General features: G+C 37.3%; 14 protein-coding genes. All 14 read left to right on the top strand.

Features of this window, described 5'->3' with window-relative positions:
• Positions 1-108 precede the first annotated feature (108 nt).
• Entirely contained in the window at positions 109-657 is a 549-nt protein-coding gene (gene pgsA, locus BMY85_RS04745; RefSeq protein WP_092477007.1) for a CDP-diacylglycerol--glycerol-3-phosphate 3-phosphatidyltransferase, read from the top strand.
• 3 nt (positions 658-660) lie between these two features.
• On the top strand, positions 661-1908 hold the full coding sequence (locus tag BMY85_RS04740) for a competence/damage-inducible protein A (protein WP_092477005.1): 1248 nt from the start codon (positions 661-663) through the stop codon (positions 1906-1908).
• 74 nt (positions 1909-1982) lie between these two features.
• Positions 1983-2603: a hypothetical protein gene (locus BMY85_RS04735; RefSeq protein ID WP_092477003.1), complete on the top strand. Its 621-nt coding sequence runs from the start codon at positions 1983-1985 to the stop codon at positions 2601-2603.
• Positions 2604-2621: 18 nt separating this feature from the next.
• The gene (locus BMY85_RS04730; RefSeq protein WP_092477001.1) at positions 2622-3491 is read left to right on the top strand and encodes a MurR/RpiR family transcriptional regulator; all 870 of its coding nucleotides are present in this window, start codon (positions 2622-2624) and stop codon (positions 3489-3491) included.
• Between the two features lie 20 nt (positions 3492-3511).
• The gene (locus BMY85_RS04725; RefSeq protein ID WP_092476999.1) at positions 3512-4747 is read left to right on the top strand and encodes a BaiN/RdsA family NAD(P)/FAD-dependent oxidoreductase; all 1236 of its coding nucleotides are present in this window, start codon (positions 3512-3514) and stop codon (positions 4745-4747) included.
• 25 nt (positions 4748-4772) lie between these two features.
• A complete protein-coding gene (cmk, locus tag BMY85_RS04720; RefSeq protein WP_092476997.1) occupies positions 4773-5456 on the top strand; it encodes a (d)CMP kinase in 684 nt (227 codons plus the stop codon).
• Positions 5446-6288, top strand: coding sequence for a 4-hydroxy-3-methylbut-2-enyl diphosphate reductase (ispH, locus tag BMY85_RS04715; protein WP_092476995.1), 843 nt, complete (start codon positions 5446-5448; stop codon positions 6286-6288). The genes cmk and ispH overlap by 11 nt, the downstream gene beginning before the upstream one ends.
• Positions 6276-7355: a 30S ribosomal protein S1 gene (gene rpsA, locus BMY85_RS04710; RefSeq protein ID WP_092476993.1), complete on the top strand. Its 1080-nt coding sequence runs from the start codon at positions 6276-6278 to the stop codon at positions 7353-7355. Before ispH ends, rpsA begins: the two co-directional genes overlap by 13 nt.
• Positions 7356-7375: 20 nt before the next feature.
• Positions 7376-8155 (top strand): CheR family methyltransferase, encoded by a 780-nt coding sequence (locus BMY85_RS04705; protein ID WP_177180639.1) that lies wholly within the window; start codon positions 7376-7378, stop codon positions 8153-8155.
• 161 nt (positions 8156-8316) lie between these two features.
• Entirely contained in the window at positions 8317-9336 is a 1020-nt protein-coding gene (gene plsX, locus BMY85_RS04700; RefSeq protein WP_092476988.1) for a phosphate acyltransferase PlsX, read from the top strand.
• Between the two features lie 14 nt (positions 9337-9350).
• Complete coding sequence (gene acpP, locus BMY85_RS04695) at positions 9351-9581, top strand: acyl carrier protein (protein ID WP_092476986.1); 231 nt, start codon at positions 9351-9353, stop codon at positions 9579-9581.
• Positions 9582-9685: 104 nt separating this feature from the next.
• Positions 9686-10381 carry a ribonuclease III gene (gene rnc / locus BMY85_RS04690; protein WP_092476983.1) on the top strand — a complete coding sequence of 232 codons (696 nt, stop codon included), beginning with the start codon at positions 9686-9688 and terminating at the stop codon, positions 10379-10381.
• Between the two features lies 1 nt (position 10382).
• On the top strand, positions 10383-13943 hold the full coding sequence (gene smc, locus BMY85_RS04685) for a chromosome segregation protein SMC (RefSeq protein WP_092476981.1): 3561 nt from the start codon (positions 10383-10385) through the stop codon (positions 13941-13943).
• Positions 13944-13980: 37 nt separating this feature from the next.
• Positions 13981-14913: a signal recognition particle-docking protein FtsY gene (ftsY, locus tag BMY85_RS04680; RefSeq protein ID WP_207646531.1), complete on the top strand. Its 933-nt coding sequence runs from the start codon at positions 13981-13983 to the stop codon at positions 14911-14913.
• Positions 14914-14960: the final 47 nt, after the last annotated feature.

The following is a 14960-nucleotide window of genomic DNA, read 5'->3' as shown; positions in this document are numbered from 1 at the left end:
TTTTTGATAATATCCAGCAGTTCTGTCTGTACGCCAGGAAACCATCTGGTTATGCTTTTGGGGCTGCTGGAATAATATATTAAGAAAAATCTAGAAAAGAGGATGTATATGAATTTGCCTAATAAGCTTACTATGCTAAGAGTGTGTATGATTCCATTTTTTATCTATTTTCTTTTAAGCACGTCCATGCCAAATGGAAAATTTATTGCGTGTGCAATTTTTATTCTGGCAAGTCTTACGGACTGGTTTGATGGATATTTAGCCAGGAAGCATCATCTGGTTACCAATTTTGGAAAGTTTATGGATCCCTTAGCAGATAAACTTCTGGTGTCTTCTGCATTAATCTGCTTTGTGGCAATGGATTCTATTAAGCTTCCAGCCTGGATTGTTATTGTAATTATAAGCCGCGAGTTCATTATCAGCGGATTCCGTCTGATTGCTTCTGACAACGGCGTTGTAATTGCTGCAAGTTACTGGGGAAAATTTAAAACAGTTTCCCAGATGATCATGTCTATTCTTCTGATATTGCATCTGGATCAGAAAGGATTTTATGTAGCCGAGCAGATATTTATATACATATCGGTTATTTTAACGATAGTATCATTAATTGACTACATTGTGAAAAACAAAAACGTTCTTTCAGAAGGGAGCAAATAGTTCATGGAGGCGGAAATTATCAATGTTGGAACGGAACTTTTAATGGGAAATGTTGTGAATACCAATGGGGCATATCTGGCAAGGGAATGCTCTAAACTTGGAATTGGCGTTTATTATCATACAGTGATAGGAGATAACGAAAAACGTGTAAAGCAAGCCGTTATGACTGCAAGGGAAAGAGCATCGCTGATCTTTTTAACAGGAGGGTTAGGACCTACGCAAGATGATATGACAAAAGAAGCAGTAGCAGGTGTTTTTCAAAGAAAACTTGTAGAAGATCCCAAAGTGAAAGAGGAAATCTCCCAGTTATTTGAACGTATGGGAAAGAAAAAAATTCCAGAAAATAATTGGAAACAGGCTAAAGTATTAGAAGGTGCAATTATTTTGCATAATGAAAATGGCACAGCACCGGGTTTTATTTTAGAAGAGGGAAAAACAACGGTAATTTTACTTCCAGGACCACCACGGGAACTTTATCCTATGTTTGAGAATAAAGTGATTCCTTATCTTAGTGCTAGGCAGGATTCCGTTTTATATACTAAGATGGTAAAAATCTGTGGTGTTGGAGAAAGCAAAGTGGAAGAACAGATAAAAGATCTGATTCGAGAACAGTCTAATCCTGCTATTGCAACCTACGCAAAGACCAGTGAAGTCCATATCCGGGTTACCGCCAAGGGAAAAGATGAAACAGAAGCTAAAAAATTAGTGAAACCAGTTGTGAAAGAACTGAAAAAACGGTTTGGCAATGGTATTTATACCACAGATGAGACGGTTAATCTGGAAGAAAGTGTTGTAAATCTGCTTCGTAAGCATGAGCTGACTATGGTAACTGCTGAATCCTGTACAGGAGGAATGATTGCTTCCATGATAGTCAATGTTCCAGGAGCATCTAGTGTATTAAAAGAAAGTTTTGTAACGTATTCCAATCGTGCAAAACGAAAATATCTGGATGTAAGCAAAAGCACGCTAAAAAAATATACAGAATATAGTGAAAAGTGTGCAAAAGAAATGGCACGTGGAGCTGCACTTGTCAATGACTGTGATGTTTCAGTAGCAGTAACTGGAATCGCAGGACCTGATGGCGGCACAGAAGAAAAACCAGTAGGACTGGTATATGTTTCCTGTTATGCAAAAGGGAAAGTTATTGTAGAGGAGCATCATTTTCAAGGTACCAGGTTAATGATAAGAGAACAGTCAGCAACTTGCGCATTGGACTTATTGCGCAGATGCATAATGGAACAGTATGAATAGATGAAATCTGGATATGCCATACAATTGACATAGATATTCACTATGGTAAAACCATATAAAAAGAGGTGAATATTGTGAGAAAGTATGGAAGAATCCTATTAGTAACTGCAATTGTGGCAATAAACTGCATGGTTTGTACATCATGTGGAAACCAGCCTGATAGTGAAGTTCAGATTTTATCCGAGAGTTCAGCAGCTTCAGGGGGAAAAGAAACAAAGGAGCATCAGAAGAATGATTCAGATTCTTTGCAAAAATCAAATGTAAAAGATGGGCTGGAATCCGTTCCGGAAATTAAGGATACCCTGTCGAAGAGCAAGAAACTGCATATTTATTGTATTAACGATGCAGGAGATGAGATTGAGGAGACGGATTTACTCATCAACCAGAAAACGGATATTAGTGCTTCCCTTGTTGTGGAAAAGGTAGCAGAGGAATTTACGAATCAGGATCTGGTAATTGAAATTGATAAAGTATTAGAAGACGATAAAGGAAATGTATTTGTCAGCTTTAAAAAGGACTCTGCACCAGAAAAAGGAGTGGAGGAAGATGTAGAATACTTGATTCTGGAATGTATCTCTCAAAGTATTTTAGATGATGTAGAAACAAGTAAGGCCGTTATTTTTCAAATAGAAGGAGCTGCTTATAAGTCAAGTCATATTTCATTTGACCTGAATGAAGCATTTGACTGGAAGTAGAGGCAGAAGGTGTTTTCAGTGGGATACGATATTATTTCAAAAATAAATACGGATTTTCAGAAATTTAGCAAAGGGCAGAAGCGTCTGGCAGAGTTTATTTTAAAAAATTACGAGAAAGCTGTGTTTCTGTCTGCCGCTAAATTAGGCGAAACTGTAGGGGTCAGTGAGTCTACGGTTTTTCGTTTTGCAGTGTCACTTGGTTATGAAGGGTATCCGCAATTTCATAAAGCATTAGAAGAAGTTGTGAAGAATAAGTTAAATACGGTTCAGAAACTGGAATTAACCAATGACAGAATTCATCAGAAAGATGTATTAAAGACTGTATTGCAAAGTGATGCAGAAAAAATTCGTCTGACTATGGAGAGTATTGACCCTGATGTTTTTGACAGGGCAGTGGATACCATTCTTCATGCCCAGACGATTTATATTATTGGTGTTAGAAGCAGTGCACCACTTGCTAGTATGCTTGCATTTAATTTAAATGTAGTTTATCCAAGAGTGAAACTGATTGAAACGAACAGCATGGGTGAAATGTTTGAAAAAATCATTCATATGGACGATAAAGATGTTCTGATTGCCATTAGTTTTCCACGTTATTCCTTAAGTACATTGCGTGCCTTGGAGTACGCAAAGAAGAAAAAAGCGACTATCGTTACGATTACAGACAGTTATAAGTCTCCGCTTACCCAGTATTCAGACTGCAGCCTGGTTGCCAATTGTGACCTGGTTTCCGTTGTGGATTCATTAGTTGCCCCAATGAGCGTGATTAATGCATTGATTGTGGCGATCTTTTTAAAGAAGCAGGAAAATGTGCTGGCGACGTTTTCGTCATTGGAAGACATATGGAAAGAATATCACATTTACAATTTAGAAGAAGAGGATACCTAAGAAAGGCAGATTGACATAGAATGAGCAAGATTATTGTAGTTGGCGGCGGGCCAGCGGGAATGCTTGCGAGTATATTCGCAGCAAGAAATGGACATAACGTTGAACTTTATGAGAAAAATGACAAGTTAGGAAAAAAGCTTTTTATTACGGGAAAAGGGCGCTGTAACATTACCAATGCAGCAGATATGGAAACCTTGTTTGATAATGTGGTAACAAACCGTAAGTTTTTATATAGTGCATTTTATAACTTCACTAATGCAGATATCATTGAGCTGTTAGAGGGGCTGGGAGTCCGGACAAAAGTAGAGCGAGGAGACAGAGTATTTCCTTTGTCTGATAAATCTAATGATGTAATACGTGCATTGCAGGGAGAAATGAATCGTCTTGGTGTAAAAATGCATTTTCAGAAAGAAGTTACAGAGGTTGTTGTAGAAGATGGCGTTTACCAGGGGATTAAAGTAAAGGGAGAGAAGAAAGTCATCCCTAGTTCCTGTTTGATTATTACAACAGGAGGCTATTCTTATCAAGTGACAGGTTCAACAGGTGATGGTTACCGATTTGCAAAAAGTATGGGACATAAGGTAACGGATATCCATCCATCACTGGTTCCTCTTGTAATTGCAGAATCATTTTGCAAAGAGATGATGGGGCTTTCTTTAAAAAATGTAGAAGTAACCATTACAAGTGGCAAAAAACAGGTTTATCAGAACTTTGGTGAAATGCTGTTTACCCATTTTGGTGTCAGTGGGCCATTGATTTTAAGCGCAAGCAGCTTTATTACAAAATATGTAACACAAGGAAAACCACTTTCTCTGGCAATAGATTTGAAACCAGCATTGTCAGAAGAACAGTTAGATGATAGAATAATAAGGGATTTTGAAAAAAACAGAAACAAGCAGTATAAAAACGCATTAGATGAATTGCTGCCGAAAAAAATGATCCCGGTAATCATCCGTTTATCAAACATAGATCCAGATAAAAAGGTAAATACTATTACGAAAGAAGAACGGAAAGTTCTTGTTTCTCTGATTAAGAATTTATCAATGGAGATAACCGGGTTCCGAGGATATAACGAAGCGATTATTACCAAAGGCGGTATTTCTGTTAAGGAAGTCAATCCATCAACTATGGAATCAAAACTAGTACCAGGTGTTTTCTTTGCTGGTGAAGTATTAGATCTGGATGCCTTAACAGGAGGATTTAATCTGCAGATTGCGTGGTCAACAGGTTATACAGCTGGTATATCTGTATATTAATAGACAGGAACTAGGAGGATTTTACATGAGTTACAGCATTGCAATTGATGGGCCTGCAGGTGCAGGTAAAAGTACTATTGCCAAAACCATAGCAAAAAAACTGAATTTTATTTATGTAGATACAGGAGCAATGTATCGTGCCATTGGTTTGTATTTTTTAAGACTAGGAATAACGGATGAAGCAGTAATCGAAGAACGCTGCAAAGAAGCATCAGTTTCCATTCAGTATGAAGATGGGGAACAGCAGGTTATCTTAAATAATGAAAATGTGAATGGGTATATCCGTACAGAAGAGGCTGGAAAAATGGCTTCAGCAGTTGCAAAACTGAAGGCAGTACGCAGTCAGCTTGTAGAATTGCAAAGAGAGCTTGCAAAAACATCGAATGTAATAATGGATGGTCGAGATATTGGTACTTTTGTTCTTCCCAATGCAGATATGAAGATTTATCTGACAGCCAGTTCGAAAGTACGTGCAGACAGGCGTTATCAGGAATTGATATTAAAAGGTGAAAAATGCGACCTTTTACAGATTGAAGAGGATATTATTGCACGTGATAAACAGGACATGAATCGTGAATTTGCTCCATTAAGGCAGGCAGATGACGCAATTTTAGTAGATTCTTCAGAAATGTCAAAAGATGAAGTTGTCGAAAAGATAATTTCATTATATAATAATGTAGGTAAGGATGGTAGCTTTTGTGGAAATTAGAACAGCAAAAAGTGCAGGATTCTGTTTTGGTGTAGAACGTGCTGTTAATCGTGTATACGAAGAAATAAAAGGTGAAAATGCTGTTTATACTTATGGACCAATTATTCACAATGAAGAAGTGGTACGTGACTTAAAAGAGCATGGAGTGAATGTGATACAAAATGTAGATGATTTTACAGAAGGAATGCCAGGAACTGTTATAATTCGTTCCCATGGCATTGGCAAGTCCGTGCAGGATGCCATGGAGTCAAAAGGGTGTAATGTTGTAGATGCAACTTGCCCATATGTAAAAAAAATTCATAGGGTTGTAAGCAAGGAAAGCCAGGCAGGCCGTGTCATTATCATAATCGGCAGTTCCAGACATCCAGAGGTTCAAGGAATTAAGGGCTGGAGCGAAAATGATGTTTATATTATAGAAACAAAGGAAGATGCAGAGAAGGTATCACTTCCTGAAGGTACTAAAGTATGTATTGTATCTCAAACGACATTTAATTACAAGAAATTTGAAGAATTAGTTGAAATTATTTCAAAAAAGAGGTATGATATACTTGCATTAAATACAATCTGTAATGCAACAGAGATAAGGCAGAACGAGTCCCGTGAACTGGCCAGAAACTCTGATGCTATGATAGTAATCGGTGGGGAACATAGTTCTAATACCCAAAAGCTATACGAAATATGTAAAAATGAATGTAAAAATACTTACTATATACAGACTGCTGAAGACTTGAATTTGGCAGAACTTAAGTCTTTTGAAAGAGTAGGTATTACAGCAGGGGCTTCAACCCCAAATAAAATAATTAAGGAGGTTCAAAAGGCATGTCAGAAGTGAGCTTTGAACAATTATTGGAGGAATCTTTAAAAACAATTCATACAGGAGAGGTAGTCGAGGGTACTGTTATCGATGTTAAGGATGATGAGATCATCTTAAATATAGGTTACAAGTCAGATGGTATTATTACTAAGAGTGAATATACGAATACACCTAACGTTGTTCTTTCAGACCTTGTTCATGTTGGTGAAACAATGCAGGCTATGGTATTAAAGAAAAATGACGGAGAAGGTTTAGTTCAATTAACATATAAGAGACTGGCTGCTCAAAAAGGTAACAAGAGATTAGAAGAAGCATTTGAAAACAAAGAAGTTTTAACAGCACCTGTATCTGCAGTATTGGATGGCGGTTTAAGTGTTGTTATCGAAGAAACAAGAATCTTCATTCCAGCAAGTCTTGTATCTGACAGCTATGAAAAAGACCTTTCCAAATACAAAGGCCAGGAAATTGAATTCATCATTACAGAATTCAATCCTAAGAGAAGAAGAATCATTGGTGACCGTAAGGCACTTATCGTTGCGAAAAAGAAAGAAATGCAGAAAGAATTATTCGACAGAATTTCTGCTGGCATGAAAGTAACTGGTACAATCAAAAATGTAACAGACTTTGGTGCATTCATTGATTTAGGCGGTGCTGATGGTTTGCTTCATATCTCCGAAATGTCTTGGGGAAGAGTTGAAAATCCTAAGAAAGTATTAACAGTAGGAGATTCCATTGAAGTATTAATCAAAGATATTCAAGGTGAAAAAATTGCATTAAGCTTAAAATTCCCTGAAGCAAATCCTTGGATTGATGCAGAAGAGAAGTTTGCAGTTGGCAAAGAATTAACAGGTACTGTTGCCCGTATGACAGACTTTGGTGCTTTCGTTGAGTTAGAGCCAGGTGTTGATGCATTATTACATGTATCCCAGATTGCAAAAGAACACATTGAAAAACCTTCAGATGTATTAAAAGTGGGACAGGAAATTACAGCGAAAGTTGTTGACTTAAATGTAGAAGAGAAGAAGATCAGTTTAAGTGTAAAAGCTTTATTAACTGACGATGCAGAAGAAACTGTTGAAGAATAGTATAAAAAAGAGGTTTGCTAATGGTTTATGATTATGAAGTTTTCAAAAAACATATTTTTGATATGACTAACATTGATTTAAACTGTTACAAGGAACGGCAGATGAAGCGTCGTATAGATGCATTAATTGCGAAACATAAAATTGCTTCCTATGAAGCTTATGTTTCGCAGTTAAAGAAAGAACGTGAGATGTTTGACGAATTTGTCAATTATCTCACGATTAATGTTTCTGAATTTTATCGTAATCCAGAGCAGTGGGAACTTCTTGAAAAAGAAATCCTTCCTTTCTTATTTGAAAAACATGGTAAACAGTTAAAGATATGGAGTGCGGCATGTTCTACTGGAGATGAGCCTTATTCCTTAGTAATGTTATTATCAAAAATTATGCCTTTAACCAGTATTAAGATTATTGCTACTGATATTGACAATCAGGTTTTGGAAAAAGCCCAGCTGGGATTGTACAATGCGAAAAGCTTAAAGACTTTGCCACTTGAATTTCAATCTAAATATTTCACAAAGATAAATGATAGGACATATCAAATTTCTGATAAGATAAAATCCCGTGTAGAGTTTAAAAAACATAATTTGTTAAAAGATGAGTATCCTCAGGGCTGCCATTTGATTGTATGCCGTAATGTTCTGATTTATTTTACAGAGGAAGCAAAAAACGATATATATCTGAAATTTGCCAATTCCTTAAAAACAGATGGCATGCTATTTGTTGGAAGTACGGAGCAGATTTTACAGCCTAGCAAATTAGGATATGATTCTTTCCGGTCATTCTTTTATAGGAAAGCTTAAATTAGGATGCAATAGTGCATTTAAATTAGAATGTGCTATTGCATTTTGTTATGTAAGGAAGAAGCTGTCTAAAATCTTTTAAACTTATGAGAATTAGTTGTTGATTTATAATTTGATATTTAGTATATTATAGATTAGGTAAGCGATATGGAGGCAAAAGTATGAGTGAAAGAATACGAGTTGCATTAGACGCTATGGGTGGAGATAATGCTCCAAAAGAAATTGTAAAAGGTGCAATTGAAGCAGTTCAGGAAAAAGATAATATTAAAGTTTTCCTTGTTGGAAAAAAAGTTAGTATAGAAAATGAGCTAAGCAAATACCAATATAACAAAGAGCAAATTGAAATTGTATCAGCAGAAGAAGTTATTACCAATGACGAGGCGCCAGTTATGGCAATCCGCAGCAAAAAGAATTCTTCCATCGTAGCAGGAATGAATCTTGTAAAAAGCGGTGGGGCTGATGCATTTGTTTCAGCAGGATCTACAGGTGCAATCCTTGTTGGAGGACAGGTGATTGTTGGCAGAATCAAAGGTGTCGAGAGGCCACCTTTAGCTCCCGTTATCCCAACAATGGATGGAGTTTCCCTTCTGATCGATTGTGGTGCAAATGTTGATGCAAGAGCTTCCCATTTAGTGCAGTTTGCAAAAATGGGTTCTGCATACATGGAAAAAATCGTTGGAATACAAAATCCGCGTGTTGCCATTGTAAACATTGGTGCTGAAGAAGAAAAAGGAAATGCTCTTGTGAAAGAAACTTTCCCATTACTAAAGAATTGCAAAGACATTAATTTTATCGGAAGCATTGAGGCTAGGGAGATTCCGAATGGCCAGGCAGATGTTATTGTCTGTGAAGCTTTTGTTGGCAATGTTATTCTGAAACTGTACGAAGGTTTGGCCAATGCTTTAGTGGGTAAAATCAAGGAAAGTTTGATGGAAACTGCAAGAGGTAAAATTGGTGGAGCTTTCATTAAGCCAGTGTTAAAGAATACCTTCCAGAAATTTAAGGCTTCTGATTATGGCGGGGCACCATTGCTTGGTTTAAAAGGTCTGGTTGTAAAAGCGCATGGCAATTCAAACAGTACAGAGATTAAAAACTCAATTATTCAATGCGTAACTTTTTCAGAACAGAAAATAAATGAAACGATTCGCGATATGATTGAAAACGTGGAATCACAAAAATAAGAAAGGTGAATATGATGGAATTTGAAAAGTTAAAAAAAATTATTAGTGAAGTATTAAATGCAGACGAAGAAGAAATTACGATGGACACTACTTTTGTAGATGATTTAGGAGCGGATTCTTTAGATGTATTCCAGATTATCATGGGTATTGAAGAAGAATTTGATATCGAAATTGCCAATGAAGATGCAGAAAAGATTATTACAGTTAGTGATGCAGTAGAACAGATTAAAAATGCATTAAACTGATCGTAAGAGTTGAAATGTATTATTCTCTACGTCAAAAACAGGATGGCTGTCCGGATAGATGCTAGGACAGCCTTATTATATGGCTAGAAAAGGAAGGAAACAGGATGGATAATCAGATATTAGAAAAATTAGAAGACAAAATTCAATACCGTTTTAAAAACAGAAATTTATTAAAACAGGCTATTTCCCACAGTTCATATTCGAATGAAAAGAGAATGAGCAAGCTTGCCAATAATGAGCGGCTGGAGTTTTTAGGAGATGCTGTGTTAGAAGTGATTTCTAGTGAATTCATTTTCTTAAATTATAAGCAAATGGATGAGGGAGAGATGACCAAACTTAGAGCTAGTCTTGTTTGTGAACAGTCTTTGGCGTATTGTGCGAGAAAAATTGAACTTGGACAGTTTCTTTTATTAGGAAAAGGAGAAAGGAATACAGGTGGACGTGAGAGGGATTCCATTTTGTCAGATGCCTTAGAGTCTGTGATTGGTGCAATTTATCTAGATGGTGGTTTTACTAATGCAAAAGAGTTTGTAGAGAGACTGGTATTATCCGATATAGAAAGCAAACAGCTCTTTTATGATAGTAAGACTATTTTACAGGAAGTTGTACAAAGTGAATACAAAGAGCCTTTACATTATGAACTGCTTCATGAAGAAGGCCCAGATCATGACAAATTGTTTACGGTGGCAGTTTATATAGGGGAAAAAGAAGTAGGTACTGGAAGTGGAAGAACCAAAAAAGGTGCGGAACATGAAGCGGCGTATCAGGCTATTTTGAAAATAAAGCAGAAAGAGGAGTAGAATGTATTTAAAGAGTATCGAAATACATGGATTCAAGTCATTTGCCAATAAGATGGTATTTGAGTTTAACGATGGAATTACGGCTATTGTCGGACCAAACGGAAGTGGAAAAAGCAATGTTTCTGATGCGGTGCGATGGGTTCTGGGGGAACAAAGTGCAAAACAGCTTCGTGGTTCCAAAATGGAAGATATCATTTTTGCAGGGACTGAGGCCAGAAGACCATTAGGATTTGCCTATGTGGCCATCACTTTAGATAATTCCGATCATAAGCTTCCTAGTTCCTATGAGGAAATTACAGTGGCACGAAGAGTTTTCCGTTCTGGAGAGAGTGAATATTTAATGAATGGAACGGCATGCCGTTTAAAAGATGTCCAGGAATTGTTTATGGATACAGGCATCGGAAAAGAAGGATATTCAATTATAGGTCAGGGACAAATTGATCAAATTCTAAGTGGGCGTCCAGAAGACCGCCGGGAATTATTTGATGAAGCGGCTGGAATTGTAAAATACAAGAGACGTAAAAGCCTTACAGAGAAAAATCTGGAAGCAGAGCGTGCCAATTTATGCCGTATCAACGATATTATTGTGGAAATTGAAAAACAGGCAGAACCATTAGGAAGGCAGGCAGAAACCGCAAAAGAGTATTTGCGTTATCGGGATGAGCTGAAAGTGCTGGATGTGGATTTGTTTTTTAAAGAATACAATCATTTGAAAGATTCCATTAAGGAAGTAGAAGAAAAAGACAAGATTGCTTCTGATGATTTGGAAGATGCCAAAAAATCTTTAGAAATTATGCGTGGCGAGTATGAGGAATTAGAAAAAGATATTCAGTTCCGCACGGAAAAGCTAGAAGAGAAAAAAAGCAGCTTAAGTAATGGTAAAATTGAAAGAGGCCAGTTAGAAGGCGAGATTCAGGTTTTAAAAGAACAGATTAATGCCATTGTCCAAAGCGAAAATTATTATAAGGAACGAAAAGAAAAACTTGCTGGACAGATCTCAGAAAAAGAGAAAGAAAAAGAAAAAAATGCGGAAAAACTTCAGGAGATCCAGCATGCGGTAGTTGAAAAGAAAGAAAGTTTTTCTTCGGAACAGTTTACATTACTGGAAAACAGCAAGAAAATGGATGAGACATCCAGACTGGCAGAAGAGTATAAAAAGAAGCTTTTTAAGTTAGTCAATGAAGAGGCGGCGGCAAAGTCGAAGCTTCAGCATTTTGAAACGATGCTTTCTCAGTGTAATTTAAAGCGTATGGAGTTAAACCAGCGTTTGCTGAAAGTGAAAAGCAATGAGTCAATTTTCGATGAAACCATTGAAAAAGAGACAGAGGCCCTGAATAAAATGAACGATCAGATCCTTGGCTATCAGAATGTAAATGATGATATTCAAGCTAAAATGATCGATTATGATAATAAAATTCTGGCAGCAAAAACCAAGCTGCGAGACATTAGCCAGACTGTGAATATGGAGCGGGCAAGGCTGTCTTCTTTGAAAAACATGACAGAACGTTATGATGGATATGGGCAAAGCATCAAACGTGTAATGGAACAAAAAGGAAATATAAAGGGAATAGTTGGAGTTGTTGCAGATATTGTAAAGGTGAAAAAAGAATATGAAACAGCCATTGAGATTGCATTAGGCGGCAGTATTCAGAATATTGTTACTGAGGACGAGCATATAGCAAAACAGCTGATTCAGTTTCTGAAGACCAGTAAATATGGACGTGCGACATTTTTGCCATTGACCCTTATGTCTGCACAGAGCAACTTTAATTATCCTAATGCACTTCGTGAGGATGGAATTATTGGACTAGCTAGTGAACTGGTAACAGCAGATAGCAGATATCAGAAAATTGTAACGCATTTGCTTGGAAGGGTAGTTGTTGCAAATTACATTGATGATGCCATCCGAGTTAGTAAAAAATATCATAATGCCCTTCGAATCGTAACTTTAGAGGGGGATTTGGTAAACCCTGGCGGTGCAATGTCTGGTGGTGCTTTTAAAAATGCCAGCAGCTTATTAAGCCGCAGGCGTGAGATTGAGGAGATTGAGGCAGTTCTTGCATCTAACCAAAAGAAACAGCAGGCAATGGAAGAAAAAATTGCAGGTTTAAGGCAGGAAAAAGAAGAACGCCAGCAAAAATATGTGAAAAATACAGAGCGGCTGCACCAATTAGGACTGGCACAGAACACAGCCAGACTTCGTCTGGAACAGGCGGCTGCAAGCAAAAAGGATCTGTTTCATGAATATCAGAGCATTCAGAAAGAAAACATGGAACTGGGTGAACAGAAAGAAAGCTGGGAAAGTGCTATGGGTGAAATCCAGCAGAAAGTAGAAGCTTCCGAAAGTCTGAAGCAGGACTACGAAGAAAAAACAGCAGGCTTACAGGCAAAGTTAGAGGAACTGCGAAAACAGGATGCGGCATTACGGGACAGAGTGTCATCTTTTCAAATGGATGTTTCTACTATGGAGCAGAAGACCGGGTTCTGCCGTGAGACAATTCACCGGATTAAGAGAGAAATAGAGTCTTTGAAAGAAGAACAGGCTTCTCTGAAAGAAACAGAGACTAATTCTAAAGAACAGATTGCCCGCAAGAAGGAAGAAATTGAAACAGTAAAACAAAAGATACAAAGAAAAGAAGAAGAAGCTTTAAAACTTGCTGGGGAAATTGAGCATCTTGAAAAGGAAAGGCTGGAAATTAGCCAGACACATAAAGAAATTTTTTCGAAGCGAGACCAGTTATCAGAGAGAATGGTACTGTTAGAAAAGGAACATGCAAGGCTTTCTTCCCAGACAGACCGTTTCCATGAACAGATGGATAATCTGAAAAATTATATGTGGGAAGAATATGAACTGACATTTAACAGTGCATTTTCCTTAAAGACTGGTACAGAGGCTAGTATTCAGCAGCTGAAAAATGCTATAATGGATGTTAAGACGAAGATTCGGGGGCTTGGTGAAGTTAATGTAAATGCTATTGAGGATTATAAAAATCTGGCTGAGCGTTATGAGCTCATGAAAACCCAGCATCAGGATCTAGTTGAATCGGAGGCAGCTTTGGCAGAGATTATTAAGGAACTTGACGAGGAAATGCGTAAACAGTTTAAAGAAAAGTTCCATGAGATTGAAGCTGAATTTGATAAAGCATTTAAAGAACTGTTTGGTGGAGGAAAAGGTTCCCTAGAGCTTATGGAAGATGCAGATATTTTAGAGGCAGGAATTAAGATTGTTGCACAGCCACCTGGAAAGAAACTGCAGAACATGATGCAGTTATCTGGTGGTGAGAAAGCATTAACTGCTATTGCCTTGTTGTTTGCAATACAGAATCTGAAACCATCTCCATTCTGTCTGCTGGACGAAATAGAGGCTGCCTTAGATGATTCCAATGTATCTCGTTTTGCGAATTATCTGCATAATTTAACGGACCACACCCAGTTTATTGTCATTACCCATAGGCGTGGTACTATGAATGCAGCGGATGTGTTATATGGTATTACTATGCAGGAAAAAGGAATTTCAACATTAGTATCTGTTAATTTAATTGAAAATGAATTAGACAAATAGAATGGTATACGTTATTTCACAAATTAGGAGGAATTTTATGGGAGAGAAAAAAGGTTTTTTTAGAAAACTGGTATCAGGATTAACGAAGACTAGAAATAATATTGTTGCAGGAATTGATAATATTTTTAGTGGTTTTTCCAGCATAGATGAGGATTTTTATGAAGAATTGGAAGAAATTCTTATTATGGCAGATTTGGGGATTACAACCACAACCAATGTAATCGAAAATCTTAGAGTGAAAGTAAAAGAACAGAAAATCAAAGAACCATCTGCTTGTAAGGAACTTTTAATTGAAAGTATGAAAGAACAGATGTCACTTTCCGAAAATGCTTATGAGTTCGAGGACAGGAAATCTGTTGTTTTACTAATTGGTGTAAATGGTGTAGGAAAGACTACATCCGTTGGAAAACTGGCTGGACAGCTAAAGGATCAAGGAAAGAAAGTTATGGTAGCAGCAGCAGATACTTTCCGTGCGGCAGCAATTGAGCAGCTTACAGAATGGGCAAACCGTGCAAAAGTGGATATTATTGCACAGCAGGAAGGTTCCGATCCTGCCGCAGTCGTATTTGATGCGGTAACAGCGGCAAAAGCCAGAAATGTAGATGTGCTTCTTTGTGACACAGCTGGAAGACTTCATAATAAGAAAAATCTTATGGAAGAGTTAAAGAAAATCAACAAAGTAATCGAAAGGGAATATCCCGATGCGTATCGTGAAACTTTAGTTGTTTTAGATGGAACAACTGGGCAGAATGCATTGCAGCAGGCAAAACAGTTTAGTGAAGTAGCTGATATTACAGGTATTGTTCTTACAAAGCTGGATGGAACAGCAAAAGGAGGTATTGCAATCGCAATTCAATCCGAACTTGGAATACCAGTAAAATACATTGGAATCGGGGAGCAGATTGATGACTTGCAGAAATTCGATGCAGATCAGTTTGTGAATGCATTATTTAGTAAAGAAGAACATTAAAAGGAATTCCAGGAGGAAGAATTTTCTCCTGAAATTACATGTATGCA

This window comes from [Clostridium] polysaccharolyticum (genome assembly GCF_900111595.1).
GTDB classification, from domain to species: domain Bacteria; phylum Bacillota; class Clostridia; order Lachnospirales; family Lachnospiraceae; genus Clostridium_AI; species Clostridium_AI polysaccharolyticum.
The sequence above is the reverse complement of the archived record's forward strand: the minus strand, read 5'-3'. Positions and strand labels throughout refer to the sequence as shown.